This window comes from Pseudomonas sp. NFR16 (genome assembly GCF_900108875.1).
Classification (GTDB): domain Bacteria; phylum Pseudomonadota; class Gammaproteobacteria; order Pseudomonadales; family Pseudomonadaceae; genus Aquipseudomonas.
The window spans coordinates 195,955-215,626 of sequence record NZ_FNYJ01000003.1 but is presented as its reverse complement, the minus strand read 5'-3'; the positions used below and the strand labels follow the sequence as shown (position 1 = coordinate 215,626).

Genomic DNA, 19,672 nt, shown 5'->3' with positions numbered 1-19,672 from the left:
TGATGACGCGCGCTGCCTGGCGCGGGCTTCAGGGATATCGTGTAAATGCGTTGGTTGCTTGCCGTTCTATGTCTGTCGTTCGTTCCGCTGTCGCAGGCTGCGTTCACCCAGACCATCGTGCCAAAAGGGAGCGAGCAGAAGTTCGTCGACGGCAAGGTCGTCGACACGCAAGACATCTCCCACCGCACCATCGACAAAATCCTCGTACTGAAATCCGCGCACCAGTTGCAGTTGATGAGCCAGGGCGAAGCGCTGAAGACGTACCGGATCTCGCTGGGTAAATCGCCCAAAGGGCCCAAGCTTCAGGAAGGCGATCAACGCACGCCTGAAGGTTTCTACTGGCTGGATTACCGCAAGACCAGCGATGCGTACAACCTGTCGCTGCACATTTCCTACCCCAACATCTCCGATTCCGCACGCGCCCGCCGCGAAGGCGTGAACCCCGGCAGCATGATCATGATTCACGGCACGCCGGTCGATGAGAACTACCCGGAGTGGTACTTCCAGACCCTTGACTGGACCAACGGCTGCATCGCCATGAAGAACAGCGACATCCGTGAAGTCTGGGACCTGGTCAAAGACGGCACGATGATCGAGATCCGACCGTAGCCACTTTGATACCACTCGACGCACAGCGCTTCTAGTCCCGTTCTTCAGTTCCGCCCTGCTGCCCATTCACCGGAGAGTGAACGTCCTGCGGCGTCTCAGTTTGTCCAATTGTCACCAGCCTGTGACCAAAAAGGTCTGTACCCGATACCACTGTCATTGACGTGGTATGCAAGTGGTATTACTTTCGACTGCATTCTCCGAACACAATATCAACGCCTTCGGAACCGACATGCATTCGATTCTTACCCTGCGCCCCGACGACAGCCTGCCGACGCCGCTCTATCTGCAGCTGGCGCGCAATCTGGAAGCGGCTATTCATGCCGGACAATGGAAGGCCGAACAGGCGCTGCCCTCCGAACGCAGCCTGAGCGAGACGCTGAACATCTCGCGGGTGACCGCCCGCAAGGCGCTGGAAATCCTGCTGGAACAGGGCCTGATTCGACGCAGCCAGGGCTCGGGAACGTTCATCACGCCGCGCCTCGAGCAACCGCTGTCGCGTCTGTCCAGCTTCAGCGAAATGCTCCGGCTCAAGGGTTTCACACCCAGTTCTCAATGGCTGGAGCGTGAAATCGCCCTGCCCACGCACGAAGAACTGATCCGGCTCAGCCTCTCTCCGACCGAAAAGGTTGCGCGGCTCAAACGCCTGCGCAAAGCCGATGGCATCGTCATGGCCGTCGAATTCAGCGCCCTGCCCGCCGCCCTGCTGCCGGATCCCGAAGCCATCGGCGATTCACTCTATGCGCATCTGGAAGCGATCGGCCGCCCGGTCGTGCGCGCGCTACAGCACATTCGCGCAATCAACGCGTCTGCGGACATGGCCGCGCGGGTCGGTATCGACACCGGTACGGCCATGCTGCTGATGACCCGGATCGGTTACCTGGCCGACAACACGCCCATTGAATTGACCGACACCTACTGCCGCGACGACTACTACGACTTCGTCGCCGAGCTGCGTCGGTAAAACGTCGCGCCGTACAGCGCAAACAATGCCTTAACGGAGCAATCATGTCCGACTTCAACATCCTCACACCCGACGGCTGGATTTGCGGCCAGTTGCATCACCGCAACGGCCGGGTGTCGAGCATCCAGGGCATTTCCTGTGATCCGGCGGACAACGACCTGCCGTATTTGCTTCCCGGCTTCATCGACCTTCACGTTCACGGTGGCGGCGGCAGCGACATCATGGAGGGCGCAGAAGGCTTCGCCACTATCGCACGCACCCACTTGCGCTTTGGCACCACGTCGATGCTGGCGACGACGATGACAGCGCCTGCCGCCGAGATCAGTCAGATCCTGGGTCAGTTAGGTGAATATTGCGAGCGTCGACCGTCAGCCACTGCCCGGGTTTTGGGCGTGCATCTGGAAGGGCCTTACATCAATCCTGGAAAACTCGGCGCGCAACCCAATCATGCCCACGCGGCATTGCTGGGCGAAGTGGAGGATTACCTGCGCCTGGCGCCCATCAAGGTGATCACCATCGCGCCGGAAATTGCCGGGCATGTCGAGTTGATCAGCGCCCTGGCGGCGCGAGGCGTGAGGCTGCAGATCGGGCATTCGCTGGGCAGCTACGAAGAAGGCGTGAAAGCCCTCGAAGCCGGCGCGAGCAGTTTCACTCATCTGTACAACGCCATGAGTGCGCTGCATCACCGCGAGCCCGGCATCGTCGGTGCCGCGCTGGCTCACGCGCGCTATGCCGAACTGATCCCCGACTTGCTCCACGTGCACCCCGGCGCCATCCGTGTCGCGCTGAGGGCGATCCCGTGCCTGTACTGCGTGACCGATTCCACGGCCGCCACCGGCATGCCGGACGGGGAATACAAACTGGGCAGCCACACGGTGACCAAATGCCTGGGCGGTGTGCGTCTGGCGGACGGCACCCTTGCAGGCAGCACGCTGACGATGGATCAGGCGCTGCGCAATCTGGTGAAGATCGGCGTGCCGCTGGCGGAAGCCTCACAGCGACTGTCGCAATTTCCTGCGGAGTATCTGGGTATCGAGGATCGCGGTCGTCTGCAGACCGGAAGCTGGGCCGACGTGGTGTGCCTGGATCGTGATCTGAAACTGACTGGCGTTATGGTTGAAGGAGAAACCATTGAACTCGAAAATGCTTGAAGAAGCGCTGGCGTCCGCACAGGTCGTGCAGCGACAGCTGGAAGTGCTGGAACCACGCCTTGTCGACGTGGCGGGCCGCTTGCGACAGATCGATCCGAAGGTGATTCTCTCAGTCGCACGGGGCAGCTCGGATCATGCCGCCAGCTATTTCGCTTACCTGACGATGCAACTGACCGGCGTGCCCGTGGCGTCGCTGCCGATGTCGGTGGTGACGCTGCACGATGCGCCGATGAAGGTCAGCGGCCAGCCGGCCATCGCGTTTTCGCAGTCAGGGCAAAGTCCGGACCTGGTCGGCACGCTGCAGGGTTTGCGCGCCCGCGGGGCCCTGAGCATCGCGATGGTCAACGTCGAAGACTCGCCCCTCGAGCACGCCTGCGAATACGTGTTGCCCCTCAGCGCCGGGCCGGAAATCAGCGTGGCAGCCACCAAAAGCTTCATCGCGACCCTCAGCGCCAGTGCGCGGCTGGTTGCTCATTGGCAGCAGGACGCATCACTGCTGCAGGCCGGTCAAAGCCTTGCAGGACGACTGGACGACGCCGCTCGGCAGGATTGGTCTTCGGCCGTCGATGCCCTGCGGGACTGTCAGCGGCTCATGGTCATCGGTCGCGGGGTCGGTTTTTCCATCGCCCAGGAAGCGGCGCTGAAATTCAAGGAAACCTCGGGCATCCAGGCCGAGGCGTTCAGCAGCGCCGAGGTGCGCCACGGTCCGATGGCGCTGATCGACGCGCAATACCCCCTGCTGATCTTCGCCCTGCGCGGCGCCGAGCAAAGTGGCCTGCTGGAGCTTGCCGATGACATGCGCAAGCGCGGCGCGCGGGTCTTGCTGGCTGCGCCTGAGGACATCCCGTCCCGCGACCTGACACTCAGCTGCGCCGACCACCCGGCCCTCGACCCGATCCTCGCCATCCAGACTTTCTACGTCATGGCCGCGCGTCTGGCCGAAGCCCGTGGGCTGGACCCCGACCAGCCCAGGCACCTGAGCAAGGTCACACGAACCCGTTAAAAAATCCGAGCCGCTGTTGCGGACGCCAACCAGGACGATGTCATGCACAACAATAAACAAATGACGCTCAGTGCCCCGTTCAGTGGTGCCGTGATCACGCTGACACAGATTCCGGACCCCGTGTTCGCCAACGGCGCGATGGGCGATGGCGTGGCCATCGACCCTCTGGACGACGTGCTGCATGCCCCGTGTGCAGGCGTGATCATCAACGTTGCGCGCACCCGCCATGCCATCAATCTGCGCGCCGACAACGGCAGCGAATGGCTGTTGCACGTCGGTATCGACAGCGTCGAACTGGAGGGTGAAGGCTTTCAGGCACTGGTCAAGGAAGGCCAGCGCGTGACTGAAGGGCAGCCATTGCTGCGCATCGATCTGGATTATGTGGCGCGCCACAGTCGCACCCTGATCAGTCCGCTGATCCTGCTCAACAGCGACCGGTTCACGCTGAGCCTGGCCCGCACCTCGGGTTCGATCAATGTCGGCGAGCCGTTGCTGACCATGACCCCAGTGGCCCGGCAAGAGCAAGACAGCCCTTCATCTGATATTCGGGCCAGACAGGTGCGAGGCAGCATTCGTGTCGCTCACACTGGCGGACTGCACGCACGCCCGGCCGCACTGGTGCGCCAGACCGCGCGGCAGTTTTCCAGCCATGTCGAACTGCACTTCGCCGGGGCCAGCGCTTCCACCGACAGCGTGACAGGCCTGATGGGGCTTGGCATCGCCGAGCAGGATGAGGTGGAAGTGGTGTGCCTGGGCCACGACAGCGAAGTCGCGCTGCAGGCGCTGCTCAAAGCGCTGTCGACGCCCTCGCCCGATGAAAAGCTTTCGACACCGGTCACAGCCGATCTGCCGCGCACTGAGCATGCCGAACGCGAGCCCGGCGTCATGATCGGCGTCACCGCGTCTCCGGGCTTGGCAAGCGGCCCGCTGTTTCGCCTCGACACGATCGAACTGGGCGACGATCCCGGTGGCCATCGTCCCGACGAACAACGGCAAATCTTCACCGAGGCGTTGGCACAGGTGCGCGCCGATATCAGCGGGTCCCTCGACCACCAGAATCATGAGCAGAGCGCTATCTTCGCCACTCATCTGGCGATGCTCGAAGACCCGGCCTTGCTCGGCATTGCCCACGATGCCATCGACCAGGGTCACAGCGCCGGCCATGCATGGAGCGAGGCGGTGCTCAGGCAATGCGCGGTGCTGGAAAACCTCGATAATCCGCTGCTCGCCGAGCGAGCCAACGACCTGCGCGACCTGCGTCAACGCATGCTTCTGAGCTTGCTGGGCGACGCCCGTGACGTCGAAGTGCCGCCGGGCGCCATCGTCGTTGCCCGGGAACTCACACCCTCGGACTTGCTGATGCTGGCCGAATGCGGCGTCGGCGGAATTTGCATGGCCGATGGCGGCGCGACATCCCACGTCGCCATTCTTGCCCGCGGCCAGGGCTTGCCGTGTGTGGTGGCGCTGGGCGCGACGCTGCTGGACGTGGCCATCGGGCAGGAAGTCGTGCTCGATGCTGACAATGGTCGTCTTGAAATCAGTCCCGATGAGGCGCGCCTGCGCGGAATTCAGGGCCTTCGCAGTCAGCGCTTCGAGCAGCGCCAGCGTCAGCAGCAACATGCGCACTTGCCTGCGCTGACGCAGGATGGGGTGAATATCGACATCGCCGCGAACGTCGCCTCCCGCGCCGACGCCGAAAACGCCCAGCTCAATGGCGCCGACGGCGTCGGCTTGTTGCGCACCGAATTCCTCTTTGTCGACCGCAGCACCGCCCCTACCGAGGACGAACAACGGGCGGCCTATCAAGCCGTTCTCGATGCGATGGACGCAAAGCCGGTGATCATCCGCACCATTGACGTCGGCGGCGACAAGCAGCTCGAGTATCTGCCGCTGCCAGCCGAGGCCAATCCGGTGCTGGGGCTGCGCGGTATCCGCCTGGGCCAGGCGCGGCCTGAACTGCTCGATCAACAGCTGCGTGCCTTACTGCGGGTCACGCCGCTGGCGCGCTGCCGCATTCTGCTGCCGATGATTACCGAGGTCAGCGAGCTGCTGGCGGTGCGCGGGCGTATCGATGAACTGGCTCAGGCGCTGGGCCTGACGGAGCGCCCGCAACTGGGCGTGATGATCGAAGTGCCCTCGGCGGCGCTGATGGCCGAACAACTGGCCGAACACGCGGATTTCCTCTCGATCGGCACCAACGACCTGTCGCAGTACACGCTGGCGATGGACCGGGACCACGCCGGCCTGGCAGCCCGGGTCGATGCACTGCATCCCGCCCTGCTGCGACTGATCGCCATGACGTGCGACGCCGCCCACGGCAAAGGTCGCTGGGTCGGCGTATGCGGCGCACTGGCGTCGGACCCGCTGGCCACGGCCGTGCTGATTGGCCTCGGCGTGCGCGAACTGTCGGTGAGTCCGCCAAACGTCGCGCAGATCAAGGCGCAGGTGCGCGAACTCGACACTCGCCATTGCCAGACGCTGGCCCACCACGTGCTGAACCTGAGCGGCGCCGAAGCAGTGCGTGAAGCCTGCCGCACCTTCCAGACCCAAGTCGTGGCGCAGAAAAACATCGCCTGAATAACAAGAACGAGAACCTCAAGGAGAGACGCCGTGTATCAACACTTCATCGAAGGTCTGCAACGGCTGGGCCGCGCTCTGATGCTGCCCATCGCCATTTTGCCGATTGCCGGCCTGTTGCTGCGCCTGGGCGACACCGACCTGCTGGACGTCGCGATCATCCATTCGGCCGGCAACGCGATCTTCAGCAACCTGGCGCTGATCTTCGCCATCGGCATCGCGGTTGGTTTCGCAAGGGACAATAACGGCACCGCCGGCCTGGCGGGCGCGATCGGTTATCTGGTGATGACCTCGACGCTGAAGGTGCTCGATCCGCACATCGACATGGGCATGCTTGCCGGGATCATCGCAGGGCTGCTGGGTGGCGCGATGTATAACCGCTTCAAGGACATCGCGCTGCCCGAATACCTGGCGTTTTTCGGCGGCAGGCGCTTCGTACCGATTGTCACGGGGCTCTCGGCGGTGGTGCTGGGACTGGTGTTCGGCCTGATCTGGCCGCCGGTGCAGGCAGGCATCAATGGTCTGGGCCAGTTGATGCTGGAGAGTGGCAGCGTCGGTGCGTTTTTCTTCGGAGTGTTCAACCGGGTTCTGATTGTCACCGGCCTGCATCACATCCTCAACAATCTGGTGTGGTTCGTGTTCGGCACTTTCACCGATCCTGAAACCGGGCGCGCGGTGACCGGGGATCTGGCGCGCTATTTCGCCGGTGATCCCCACGCCGGGCAGTTCATGACCGGCATGTTCCCGATGATGATCTTCGGCCTGCCGGCGGCATGTCTGGCGATGTACCGCAATGCGCTGCCCGATCAACGCAAACTGATCGGCGGGATACTGCTGTCGATGGCGCTGACATCCGCGCTGACCGGCGTCACCGAACCCATCGAATTCGCGTTCATGTTCCTGGCGCCCATGCTCTATGTGCTGCACGCCTTGCTCACCGGGCTGTCGATGGCGCTGACCAACCTGCTCAATATCCACCTGGGATTCACCTTCTCGGGCGGGGCGATCGACATGGCGCTGGGCTGGGGCAAGTCCACCAACGGCTGGCTGGTGTTCCCCGTCGGTGCGGCGTATGCGCTGATTTACTACGTCGTGTTCGATCAGTGCATCAAGCGCTTCAACCTGAAAACGCCGGGCCGTGAGCGGGTCGCCAGCGCGTCTGCCCGAGTGGCTAAAAGCGACCGGGCAGCCGCCTACATCAATGCGCTGGGAGGCGCTGAAAACCTGTTGAGCATTGGCGCTTGCACCACCCGCCTGCGGCTAGAAATGGTCGACCGCAGCCTGGCAAACGATGCTGACTTGAAAGCCTTGGGGGCGATGGCGGTGGTCCGACCTGGCCATGGCGGCAGCCTGCAGATCGTCGTCGGACCGCTGGCCGACAGCATCGCCGATGAACTGCGCGACGCCGTGCCGCTGACGAGCAAAAACCCTCGACCCGCCACCGTGGATGCGTCGGCCACACAACAACCTGTCGATGCCGGACAGGCGGCACAATGGTTCAAAGCGTTGGGCGCAAAAGGCATCGTCTCTGTGGAGTGCGTTGCATTGACCCGCCTGCGCGTACAGTTGAAGGACGGGCAGTCCCTGGCGGCGAATCAGCTCGACGCACTCGGGTGCCAAGGCCTGAGAAACCTGGGCAATGGCGTGTGGCATGTTCTGGTGGGGAATGGCGCTCAAGGGTTGAGCGAGGCGTTGCGGGGGATGGTGAAAGCCGGTTGATACATCGATCACCTAACTGCATGTGATCTTCACGAAGCGAGCTTATTTGCGGGCGCCGGGTCAAGCACAGGTCAGTGTTGTCGCGAATGGATTCGCGGTGGCAGACGTTTGCGCTGACAGACAATCTCAGAAATCTTCCAGCTTCCACACTTCATAAGCCGGGGTTTCGTAGGGGTGGCTGCTTTTCAGGGCAGCCACGACCTGCTGGATCAGCTCATCGGCGACGACAAGCTCGACCTTCCACTCCTGAACCTGCTCGATCTCGCCGGTCTGCCCAATGAACGGCTGGCTGCCGTCCAACGGGCGAAACTGGCCCTGACCGAGCACCTGCCATGAGCAGCTGTCGTAAGCGCCGATTCGCCCCGCACCGGCGGCGAACAACGCACGCTTGACCTCTTCCACATGGCTCGGCGGTACGAAGAAGGCGAGCTTATACATCCCCTATCAGTTAACCCAGACGCGAGCGTTGCGGAACATGCGCATCCACGCGCCGTCTTCCGCCCACTCATCCGGACGCCACGAGTTGTTCACCGCACGGAACACGCGCTCAGGGTGCGGCATCATGATGGTGACGCGACCGTCGCGAGTGGTCAGGCCGGTGATACCGCGCGGCGAGCCGTTCGGGTTGGCCGGATAGGTTTCAGTGACCTTGCCGTGGTTGTCGACAAAACGCATCGCCACGGTGCCGGACAAATCGCTTTCGAGCAGCGCTTCGGACGACTTGAACTCCGCATGGCCTTCGCCGTGGGCGATGGCGATCGGCATGCGCGAACCGGCCATGCCTTGCAGGAAGATCGACGCCGATTTCTGGATTTCGACCATGGCCACCCGCGCCTCGAACTGCTCGGAGCGGTTACGCACGAAGTGAGGCCAGAATTCGCTGCCCGGAATCAGTTCGCTCAGGTTGGACATCATCTGGCAACCGTTGCACACGCCGAGGGCGAAGCTGTCGCTGCGCTCGAAGAAGCCCTGGAAGGCATCGCGGGCACGGCTGTTGAACAGTGCGGATTTCGCCCAGCCTTCGCCTGCACCCAGAACGTCGCCATAGGAGAACCCGCCACAAGCGACCAGGCCCTTGAAGTCGTTCAGGTCGACACGACCGGCGAGGATGTCGCTCATGTGCACGTCGACGGAAGCGAAGCCTGCGCGGTCGAAGGCGGCTGCCATTTCGACCTGACCGTTGACGCCCTGCTCGCGCAGCACGGCCACTTGTGGGCGAACGCCTTTCTTTATGTAAGGCGCGGCGATGTCTTCGTTGACGTCATAGCCCAGCTTCACGCTCAGGCCAGGATTGTCTTCTTCGAGCAACGCATCGAATTCCTGATCGGCGCAGTCGGCGTTATCACGCAGACGCTGGATCTGATAGCTGGTTTCAGTCCACTGGCGTTGCAGCAGACGACGATCGCCTTTGAACAATTGCTCGCCATTGAGGCTGACGATCACCTCACTGTTGTTGACCGGCTTGCCGATCACGGCAACGCAATCTTCGCCCAGTCCGGCAGCGCTGAACTGCGCCAGCACCAGCGGTGTTGCGTCCTGACGCACCTGAATCACCGCACCCAGCTCCTCGTTGAAGAGGATCGCGGCGGCTTTTTCACGCTTGCCAGTGAGGGTGTCCAGTTCCAGATCCAGACCGCAGTGGCCGGCGAAAGCCATTTCCAGAGCGGTCGCCATCAGGCCCCCGTCGGAACGGTCGTGGTAGGCCAGCAGATGGCCGTCAGCGTTGAGGCCCTGAATGACGGCAAAGAACGCTTTCAGGTCTTCGGCATCATCGACGTCCGGCGCAGCGTTGCCGAGCTTGCCGTGGGTCTGGGCAAGGATCGACGCGCCCATGCGGTTCTGACCACGACCCAGGTCGATCAGGATCAGGTCGGTCACGCCCTTGTCCATGCGCAACTGCGGGGTCAGCGTCTTGCGAATGTCAGTGACCGGTGCGAAACCGGTGACGATCAGCGACAGCGGCGAGGTGACGGTTTTCTCGGTGCCTTCATCGCTCCAGCGGGTCTTCATGGACATCGAGTCCTTGCCCACGGGGATGGTGATGCCCAGCTCAGGGCACAGCTCCATGCCGACCGCTCTCACGGTGTCGTACAGACGCGCGTCTTCGCCCGGATGGCCAGCAGCGGACATCCAGTTGGCCGACAGTTTGATGTCGGAAATCTTGCCGATGCTCGACGCTGCGATGTTGGTCAGGGTCTCGCCGATTGCCATGCGGCCGGAAGCCGGCGCGTCCAGCAGCGCCAGCGGCGTGCGCTCACCCATCGCCATCGCTTCGCCGGTGTATACGTCGAAACTGGTGGCAGTGACCGCGACGTCAGCCACAGGCACTTGCCACGGGCCCACCATCTGATCGCGATTGACCAGACCGGTGATGCTGCGGTCGCCGATGGTGATCAGGAAGCTCTTGCTCGCCACGGCCGGGTGATGCAGCACGCGCTGAACGCTTTCTTCGATGTCCAGCGCACTCGGGTCGAAGTCGTCGCCCAGCTCGGACTCGCGATTGGCCGAACGGTGCATGCGCGGCGCTTTGCCGAGCAGGACTTCCAGTGGCATGTCCACCGGGCTGTTGCCGAAATGGCTGTCGGTGACGGTCAGTTGTGGCTCTTCGGTCGCCTCGCCGACGACGGCAAACGGGCAACGCTCACGTTCGCAGATGGCTTTGAAACGCTCGAAGTCCGGGGCGCTGACGGCCAGCACGTAACGTTCCTGGGATTCGTTGCTCCAGATTTCCAGCGGCGCCATGCCCGGTTCGTCGTTCGGCACGTTGCGCAGTTCGAAACGACCGCCACGGCCACCGTCGTTGACCAGTTCAGGGAACGCGTTGGACAGACCGCCCGCGCCGACGTCATGGATGAAGGCAATCGGGTTGGCATCGCCCAGCTGCCAGCAGCGGTCGATGACCTCTTGGCAACGACGCTCCATTTCAGGGTTTTCACGCTGAACGGAAGCAAAATCCAGATCCGCCGAGCTGGTGCCGGTCGCCATGGAAGAAGCGGCGCCGCCGCCCAGGCCGATCAGCATCGCCGGGCCACCCAGCACGATCAGCTTGGCGCCGACGGTGATTTCGCCCTTCTTGACGTGCTCTTCGCGGATGTTACCCATGCCGCCCGCCAGCATGATCGGTTTGTGGTAGCCACGAACCTCTTCGCCGCGCGGAGTGGTGATCGATTGCTCGAACGTGCGGAAATAGCCAGTCAGCGCCGGACGACCGAATTCGTTGTTGAATGCAGCGCCGCCCAGCGGGCCTTCGATCATGATGTCCAGCGGCGTGACGATGCGCTCGGGTTTGCCGTACGGCTTTTCCCAAGGTTGTCCGAAACCCGGGATGTTCAGGTTGGAAACGGTAAAACCGGTCAGGCCGGCCTTCGGCTTGGCACCGCGACCCGTCGCGCCTTCGTCGCGGATCTCGCCACCTGAACCGGTCGATGCGCCCGGGAACGGGGCAATCGCCGTCGGGTGGTTGTGGGTTTCGACCTTCATCAGGATGTGCACCGGCTCCTGCACCGCGCCGTACTGGCGGGTTTCAGGGTTCGGGAAGAAACGACCGGCGACGTTACCGACGATGACCGACGCGTTGTCCTTATAAGCAGAAAGGACACCTTCGTTGTGCATCTGGTAGGTGTTCTTGATCATGCCAAACAGGCTTTTTTCCTGGCTCTGGCCGTCGATGTCCCAACTGGCGTTGAAGATCTTGTGACGGCAATGCTCGGAGTTCGCCTGCGCGAACATCATCAGTTCGATGTCGTGCGGGTTACGCGCCAGGCCGGTGAATGCGTTCACCAGATAATCGATTTCGTCTTCAGCCAGGGCCAGGCCCAGTTCGACGTTGGCTTTTTCCAGCGCAGCGCGACCGCCGCCCAGCACGTCGACAGCCGTCAGCGGCTTGGGCTCGGAATGGCTGAACAGAGCGGCAGCGTCTTCCAGGGCGCCCAGCACAAGTTGGGTCATGCGGTCGTGCAGGCTGTCGGCGATCAGTTGCGCCTGAGCGTCGCTGAACTGGCCTTCGACATAAAAGGCAATGCCCCGCTCAAGACGCTGGATCTTGGTCAGGCTGCAGTTGCGCGCGATGTCGGTGGCCTTGCTCGACCACGGCGAGATGGTGCCAAAACGCGGCAGCACCAGGAACAGACGACCGCGGGGCTCCTGAACCGGCACGCTCGGGCCGTATTTCAACAGGCGGGCAAGCACTTGCTGCTCGTCTTCGGTCAGGACGCCGTTGACCTCAGCGAAGTGGGCGAATTCAGCGTACAGGCCACTGACAGCGGGAACTTTATCGTTCAGCTGCTCAAGTAATTTCTTGTGGCGGAAGGCGGAAAGGGCGGGAGCACCACGCAGGATCAACATCGTCGGGACAGCCTCGGGGAAGGGGGTGTGCTTTGAGGCCGTGCATTCTAGCCTAAACCGGCCCTTTCGGCACCCGAAACGACGGCATCGAACGCAGCCGAATGTCGGTGCGAGGCTGTCGCCTACACAAACGGGTAAAAAAACTGTTCGCCTATCAGACGCAGCTCTCGCTGTCGAGATATGGCGGTATGGCTCCTTTGCGTATACTGCACCGATGTTTTCCCAATCAGATTTCCGCCCACGCTGTGCCAAGTGGCTCATCGCAACCGGAATCTTCCTGCTGCTCGGCGCGTGTGTGGAGAAACCCAACACGCTTGAACGAGTCAAGGAGGATGGCGTTCTGCGCGTCGTCACCCGCAACAGCCCGGCGACCTACTTCCAGGATCGCAACGGTGAAACCGGTTTCGAGTACGAACTGGTGAAGCGTTTCGCCGAAGATCTGGGAGTGGAGCTGAAGATCGAGACAGCTGACAACCTCGACGACCTGTTCGACCAGATGAGTAAACCCGGCGGCCCGGTGCTGGCTGCTGCGGGCCTGGTCAGCACTGAAAACCGCGCCAGACAGGTGCGTTTCTCGCACTCTTATCTCGAAGTCACCCCTCAGGTCATTTACCGCAACGGCCAGTCTCGCCCCACCGATCCGGGCGATCTCGTGGGAAAGCGCATTCTGGTGGCCAAGGGCAGTAGCCACGCCGAGCAACTGGCGGCGCTGAAGCTCAAGTATCCGGGCATCAGTTACGAAGAGTCCGATCAGGACGAAGTCGTCGACCTGCTGCGCATGGTGGACGAAGGCCAGATCGACCTGACGCTGGTGGATTCCAACGAGCTGGCGATGAACCAGGTGTACTTCCCTAACGTGCGCGTGGCCTTCGACCTGGGCGACGGTCGCGATCAGCGCTGGGCAGTGGCGTTGGGCGAGGACAACAGCCTGCTCAACGAGATCAACAGCTTCCTCGACAAGATGCAGAAGAACGGCATGCTGCAGCGGCTCAAGGACCGTTATTACGGGCATGTCGACGTGCTGGGTTATGTCGGTGCGTACACCTTCGCTCAACACTTGCAGGAGCGCCTGCCCAAGTATGAGAAGCATTTCCAGTCGGCGGCCAAGGAAGAACAGGTCGACTGGCGCCTGCTGGCGGCCATCGGTTATCAGGAATCGCTGTGGCAGCCGAGCGTGACCTCGAAGACCGGCGTGCGCGGCTTGATGATGCTGACCCAGAGCACCGCGCAGGCAATGGGTGTTTCGAACCGGCTCGACGCCCGGCAGAGCATTCAGGGTGGCGCGAAGTACTTTGCCTACGTGAAGGATCAGCTAGATGACTCCATTCAGGAGCCTGATCGCACGTGGTTGGCGCTTGCTTCCTACAACATCGGCACCGGCCACCTGGACGACGCGCGCAAGCTGGCCGAAAACGAAGGCCTGAACCCGAACAAATGGCTGGACGTGAAGAAGATGCTGCCGCGTCTCTCGCAGAAGAAGTGGTACAGCAAGACCCGCTACGGCTATGCCCGCGGCGGCGAACCGGTCAGCTTCGTCGCCAACATCCGCCGTTATTACGACATCCTCACCTGGGTGACTCAGCCGCAGATGGAAGGCGGCCAGGTGGCGGAAGGCAGCCTGCATGTGCCCGGCGTCGACAAGACCAAGCCGCCTGAAGAAAAGGCCCCGATGTAAACTGGGCCGCCATCGTCACTGTGGGCGCACGCGGCTCCTCAGGCTAATCGGCAATTGTCAGAGCCGAATCAGGCGCGCCCTTGATTATCCTTTCGCCCTTCTCGTCCTGAAAAACTCGCTCAGCATCGTCCCGCACTCCTCGCCCAACACGCCGCCCTCGAACAGCACGCGATGGTTGAGAAACGGCTGAGTGAAAAACTGTCCCTGACTCTGCACCACACCGGCTTTCGGTTCGGTTGCGCCGTAGACCACTCGGCTGACCCGCGAATGCACGATCAGACCCGCGCACATGCTGCACGGCTCAAGCGTCACGTAGAGTGTGCTGCCCGGCAGACGATAGTTGCTGACAGCCTTTGCGGCCGCGCGAATGGCGACCATTTCGGCGTGGGCGCTGGGGTCGCTGCCACTGATCGGGCAGTTGAAGCCACGACCGACGATCACCCCGTCATGCACCAGCACCGCGCCCACCGGCACCTCGCCCAACAACGCCCCTTCTGCCGCCAGGGCCAGCGCTTCTCGCATGAAATGCTGATCGCGACTGCGATCGATGATTTGCGGCTGCCGCATTAAGAAACCTCGATAGCTGCCATAAGACCGGTCTCCATGTGATCGATCACATGGCAGTGGAACATCCACACGCCGGGATTATCCGCTACCAGCGCCACGCGTGCGCGCTCGTTTCGCCCCAACAGGTAGGTGTCGGTGAAATAGGGGATGACGGTCTTGCGGTTGGACGCGATGACTTTGAAGCTCATGCCGTGCAAGTGAATGGGATGCTGGTACTGCGTCATATTCCTGAGCTCAAAGATATAGGTCTTGCCCTTCTGCAGTTTGGCGATTGGCCGGTCGGCACAGGTTTTATCGGTGATGTCCCACGCTTTGCCGTTGATCTGCCAAAGGCTTGGGGGCTTGCCGTCTTCAACGTTGACCGACATCGAGCCGGCCCATTCGAAATTGAAGTTGAGCTTTTCGGCATTCGCCAGATCAGGTTCAGGAAGCGGGTTGGGCGGCAGCTCAGGAGGCCATTCGCCCGGACTGTCGCCGTTGACGATCGAACGGAACGTGCCCAGTCGCACAGGACCATTACGCAGGGCAAGCGTCTGGCCGGCAGGCGGCGCCTTTATCGCCAGGCAAATGCGCATGCCCGGACCGAGCCAGTAATCCTTGCCCAACGGCCGCGGCTTGACCGGATTGCCGTCCAGCGCATAGATCATCGCTTCGGCGCCCGGCAGGTTGAGACGATAGGTCACGGTGTTGTCCAGATTGAGGATTCGCACACGCGTGATCTGTCCGGCCGGCAGATCGATCACGCCCTGAGGCACACCATTGAGGGTTGAAAGCCTGCCTGCGGTGCCTTCCCGCGCAGCCTCGCGGGTCACGCTGAAGTCCGTGAAAGCCCCCTGCTCGTCCACGTGCCAGCTTTTGAGGCTGACCACGCGTTCATGCGCAAACCCGGTGGGTTCGCGCTCCTCGACGATCAACGGCCCGATCAGTCCCCGGCCCAGTTGTTCACTGCTGCTGACATGGGGGTGATACCAATAGCTGCCTGCGTCGGGGACGCGGAACCTGTAGTCGAAATATTCGCCCGGTTTGACCGGCAGCTGCGACACATACGGCACGCCGTCCATTTCCAGCGGCAGGCGGATGCCGTGCCAGTGAATGGTGGTCTCGACCGGCAACCGATTGATGAAACGCACCCGCAACCACTCGCCCTGCCGGACGCGCAGCTCAGTGCCTGGCGCCGAACTGCCGAACGCCCACGCCGGGGTCGTGTAACCGGGCACCAGTTCAACGTCCAGCGGCGCGGCGATCAGCTCGTAATCATGCCCTTCGCCCGGCCCGGCGCGACCGAGCCAGTACCTCGACACGCCACCCGCGCCCAACCCGACGACGGCAAGACCGGCCAGACCTCCGAGAATTTGTCGACGGGTAAAAGACATGTGCGCGCGAGCCTCAAAACTACAGATGACGCACCGGGCAGCCGATGCGGGGCGAACACGATACACCTGCGTTTACACAAAATTAAGGCTGAGGGGGGTGTAGTACATATTTAGTGCCAATTGAGTTCGGATTCGCGACAAGCTTGCCCTTCATTCATCAAGGACGACGGATATGAACACCCTCAATGGACCGCCTCGCGACCTGAACACGCGCGATCGATCAATACTCATCGGCATGAGCCAGCGCCTCGTCGCGGCGTGCCCCGACATGCGCGAAATGGCGCGCGAGATTGCCCGGGAAATCCTGGCCAGGCATGGCAACCCACATCTGGAGCCCGACTGTGTCTTCTGGCATCGATTCAACAGCGCCTCCAGCAGCGCCCGCACCTTTACCGGCTGGCAGCATGTTGACCCACCCTGCGAGTCGATGACCCTGCCGCAGCTGGTGATGCGTCGGTTCAACCCCCACGATCAGGACAACGCCGACACCTTGCAGATGCTCAGCGGTTTTTACTCGGAAGGCCCGCAAGCGCAGGCGTTCGATGAGCGCAACGAGATCAGGATGCTGCCCTCCGACGCCCTCAACGACTTCTGGCAGGTGGATTTCAAGCGCCGCTTTCTGGCGAAACTGCAGACCTATCAGACTCAAGAAGGCGACGACTTCCGGACGCTGAGCAAATCCACGTTTTTAGGCAAGGCCCTGCAAGACCATGCCGCGGGCTGGCTGACGGCTGATCAACTCGAGCTGATTTTCCACACCGCCGGGCTCGCGACCGCCGGGCCGGTGACCGTCAGTGCGCTGCAGTCAACCTTCGTGCCTGCCGGGAAAACCCGCGTCTGCACGTTCGATGTGCTGGGTTACGAGGCCAGCGACATCCTGCGTATCGTGTGTGAGGACGGTCGGCAAATCCTGTACACGCCCGGCGAAGTGCAGGCCTTCCATGTCCTCGACACCCCGAAAGATCTGCACTGGTGGTTGCTGATGCAGAACAACCGGACAGAGCGTCGGGCGCGGTTCATGAGCCACTTTCCGCTCTCGGCGCACGGTCAGGCGAACGAGGCGGCCGGACTGCTCAACGGCCTGGATCTGCTCTACAGCACTTGGGGAAGCGATCACCCATCAGTGATCAACCAGAACAGCCGTGAACTGGACATCGATCCCTTCACCTGGCTGCGCGACTCTCACCAGGCCCGCATGCGCGCCGACGCCGCCCTCTCACTGCGCTCCAACGCCGAACTGCGCAGCCAGATGTGGTTGGGCTATCTCAAGGAGGTGGGTCGAATCGCCGGTCCGCTCGCGGCTCTCGACTGGCCCATTGCGCTGGCCGCCGTGGGTGCCGGTATTGCGGACATGGGCCTCAATATCGATCAGGCGGTCAACGGCCACACGACGGCGGAGCGTCAGGCGGGGGTAATCGGCGCCGCCACCGCAGCCATCGAGGCCCTGTTCGACAGCCTGTTCCTGCTCGACGCCAACGCAGCGGATTTTGAAGCGCCAGGTCGTGACGTCAGCACCATCCACCCGGCACCAGAAGCTGAACAGACCACGCCCTTGGCCCCTGTTGCAGACCTGACAGAGCTCGCGCCGGGGCCCGTCTACCCAGTCGAGTCAGACGGGCTGCTGGCACCGTTCGAAACCAACATGCTGCTGGATGGCTATGAACCGATTCGAGAAGAAGGCCGAATGAAAGGAATTTGTCTGACGGAGCAAGGTGAAACTTTCATCGAGATTAACGGCATTGCCTACGCCGTACGCTACGTAGAAGAAACCGGGGGCTGGATCATCGTCGACCCGCAAAACCCGTTTTCCTTCTATCGCAACGTGCCAGTGCGACTTGACCCGTCCGGCGCGTGGAAACCCGCCACACGTTCCGGCCTGCAGGGTGGCGGCAAGATCTTCGGCAAAATGCGCTGGGGCCGGCCTGCGACCACAGCGCCGGCCACCTCCCGGGTTCCCGGCCCCTACGAAATCCCCGAGGCGTTGAAAGCGGAAGTGGAAGATGGCGCGCTGCACGGCGGCCGTCTGGTCGACGAGGCCTACGCATCGTTTGATCCGGATGCACCGGACCCGTACGCGGAATTCAAGCGCCTCAGGCACATCTTGCGTGCGGACGCGCAGGAGTTCTACACACGCTACGAACTCCCGGCGCGCCCCGACTGTGCCGCCGTCGACGTGAGCGCACCGGTTGGCAAAACCCTGAAAAAGCTTCTGGAACGTGCGCCCGGCGTCGTCTTCGGCGAAAGCCATTCAAGCCTGGGCAGCAAGAAATTTCTCATCGAGCAGATGCCGTTGCTGGCGAAACTGAAAGTCAGAACGCTTTACATGGAGCACCTGCTGACCGATTTCCATCAGGCCGATCTGGACACCTTCGCAGACACCGGCAAGATGCCCGACAAGCTCAAAGAGTATGTGGACGAGCTGGACAAGGGCCATCACACCGATAAATCCGGCCAATACACATTCATGGCGGTCCTGAAGGCGGCCAACGAGAACCACGTGCGCATTCAGGCGCTCGACTGCATGGCCAGCTACCGCCTTCAGGGGTTGGGCAACGGCACAATGCTTCGCCAGCAGGTGATGAATTACTTTGCCAAATGCGTCATTGACGCCGACCAGACGGCCAACGGCGGAAAAAAATGGGTGGCGCTGGTGGGCAATTCCCACGCCAATACCTACCTCGATGTGCCGGGCCTGAGCGAACTGGAAGGGACATTCGGCGTGAGAGTCGAAGACACGGGAGCAGGCGAAACGCTTGCATTCGAGCAGGATCCCGGCGCGCAAATGACCAACGAACTCGGCCGACCGGCCGGTCTGGTCAAAAGCGACTTCCGCTTGCGCGTACCGACCGCACGCGCGACACCCAACGCGTCGGCCATCGAAGGGCGCCTGACCCGTGCTGGCATGTTCGCGGTTGAGCGTTCAGAAGACCGGCTGGTGATCGTGCATCGTAGCCAGGATGCCTCGGTGGTGCGCACACCGATCGTGCTCGACGGCTCACATTTTTACATTGATCGACCAAGGTGGCCGCGCGTCAGCGGGCGACGTTTCGAATCGCTTCATGACCTCACCACCGCGTTGCAATTGATGGGCATGACGCTGATCGAATGACGTCGCGGATCACAGCGCCGGACACCGCCTGAAGGGGTGACTGGCGCTGAACCCGGCTGATTTTCCACGCCCTGCTTACACAGGTAGTATCAGCGAACGTCACCGCGATGCCCTCCGGCAACCGGGATGCATGGCCACTCAAAGGATATTCCACGGATGATCGACTTCAACAACAAAGGCTTCTTCAAACTCAAGCAAAACGACGAATACGCCGAGCGCGTCACTGCCCTGCTGCTGGACGGCGAGACCGTGATCGACTCCTACAAATCCATGCGCGATGGCGTGGTCTTCACCAACAAACGCATCATCGCCGTGAACGTGCAAGGCATCACCGGCAGCAAGAAAGACTTCACTTCGCTGCCGTACAAAAACATCGTGGCCTACTCGGTCGAAACGTCCGGCACGTTCGATCTGGACTCGGAACTGGAGATTTACTTCTCCGCCCTCGGCAAAGTGAAATTCGAATTCACCGGCAAGACCTCCATCGTCGAAGTCTCGAAGCTGATCTCGGCCCACATCTTTGGTTGAGCACGCCCCGCGGGCGAATCGGGGTGGAGGTTGTAGTCCGCCAGATAGGACAAAGG

13 protein-coding genes are annotated in these 19,672 nt (G+C 62.0%); 9 read left to right on the top strand and 4 right to left on the bottom strand.

What is annotated here, in order from left to right:
• Positions 1-45: 45 nt before the first annotated feature.
• From BMZ10_RS13970 to BMZ10_RS13945, 6 genes are all read left to right on the top strand, one after another.
• Positions 46-609 (top strand): L,D-transpeptidase family protein, encoded by a 564-nt coding sequence (locus tag BMZ10_RS13970; protein WP_093463101.1) that lies wholly within the window; start codon positions 46-48, stop codon positions 607-609.
• A gap of 229 nt (positions 610-838) precedes the next feature.
• Positions 839-1,570: a GntR family transcriptional regulator gene (locus tag BMZ10_RS13965; protein WP_093464152.1), complete on the top strand. Its 732-nt coding sequence runs from the start codon at positions 839-841 to the stop codon at positions 1,568-1,570.
• Between the two features lie 44 nt (positions 1,571-1,614).
• A complete protein-coding gene (gene nagA, locus BMZ10_RS13960) occupies positions 1,615-2,721 on the top strand; it encodes an N-acetylglucosamine-6-phosphate deacetylase (protein WP_093463098.1) in 1,107 nt (368 codons plus the stop codon).
• Entirely contained in the window at positions 2,714-3,724 is a 1,011-nt protein-coding gene (locus BMZ10_RS13955) for an SIS domain-containing protein (RefSeq protein ID WP_093463095.1), read from the top strand. The genes nagA and BMZ10_RS13955 overlap by 8 nt, the downstream gene beginning before the upstream one ends.
• Before the next feature lie 42 nt (positions 3,725-3,766).
• Positions 3,767-6,301 carry a phosphoenolpyruvate--protein phosphotransferase gene (ptsP, locus tag BMZ10_RS13950; RefSeq protein WP_093463092.1) on the top strand — a complete coding sequence of 845 codons (2,535 nt, stop codon included), beginning with the start codon at positions 3,767-3,769 and terminating at the stop codon, positions 6,299-6,301.
• 81 nt (positions 6,302-6,382) lie between these two features.
• A complete protein-coding gene (locus BMZ10_RS13945) occupies positions 6,383-8,020 on the top strand; it encodes a PTS sugar transporter subunit IIBC (RefSeq protein WP_371265978.1) in 1,638 nt (545 codons plus the stop codon).
• A 126-nt stretch (positions 8,021-8,146) separates the two neighbouring features.
• Here the strand turns inward: BMZ10_RS13945 and cutA are convergent, their stop codons facing one another.
• Both cutA and purL read right to left on the bottom strand, forming a co-directional pair.
• Entirely contained in the window at positions 8,147-8,458 is a 312-nt protein-coding gene (gene cutA, locus BMZ10_RS13940) for a divalent cation tolerance protein CutA (protein ID WP_093463086.1), read from the bottom strand.
• Between the two features lie 6 nt (positions 8,459-8,464).
• Positions 8,465-12,364, bottom strand: coding sequence for a phosphoribosylformylglycinamidine synthase (purL, locus tag BMZ10_RS13935; protein ID WP_093463083.1), 3,900 nt, complete (start codon positions 12,362-12,364; stop codon positions 8,465-8,467).
• A 214-nt stretch (positions 12,365-12,578) separates the two neighbouring features.
• On the opposite strand from purL, the gene mltF reads away from it, so the two are divergent.
• Positions 12,579-14,039: a membrane-bound lytic murein transglycosylase MltF gene (gene mltF, locus BMZ10_RS13930; RefSeq protein WP_093463081.1), complete on the top strand. Its 1,461-nt coding sequence runs from the start codon at positions 12,579-12,581 to the stop codon at positions 14,037-14,039.
• 84 nt (positions 14,040-14,123) lie between these two features.
• On the opposite strand, the gene tadA is transcribed toward mltF, so the two are convergent.
• Complete coding sequence (tadA, locus tag BMZ10_RS13925) at positions 14,124-14,606, bottom strand: tRNA adenosine(34) deaminase TadA (protein ID WP_093463079.1); 483 nt, start codon at positions 14,604-14,606, stop codon at positions 14,124-14,126.
• Complete coding sequence (locus tag BMZ10_RS13920) at positions 14,606-15,979, bottom strand: multicopper oxidase family protein (RefSeq protein ID WP_093463077.1); 1,374 nt, start codon at positions 15,977-15,979, stop codon at positions 14,606-14,608. The genes tadA and BMZ10_RS13920 overlap by 1 nt, the downstream gene beginning before the upstream one ends.
• 172 nt (positions 15,980-16,151) lie before the next feature.
• On the opposite strand from BMZ10_RS13920, the gene BMZ10_RS13915 reads away from it, so the two are divergent.
• Positions 16,152-19,088, top strand: coding sequence for a membrane-targeted effector domain-containing toxin (locus BMZ10_RS13915; protein WP_093463075.1), 2,937 nt, complete (start codon positions 16,152-16,154; stop codon positions 19,086-19,088).
• 156 nt (positions 19,089-19,244) lie between these two features.
• Entirely contained in the window at positions 19,245-19,616 is a 372-nt protein-coding gene (locus BMZ10_RS13910) for a PH domain-containing protein (protein ID WP_093463073.1), read from the top strand.
• Positions 19,617-19,672: the final 56 nt, after the last annotated feature.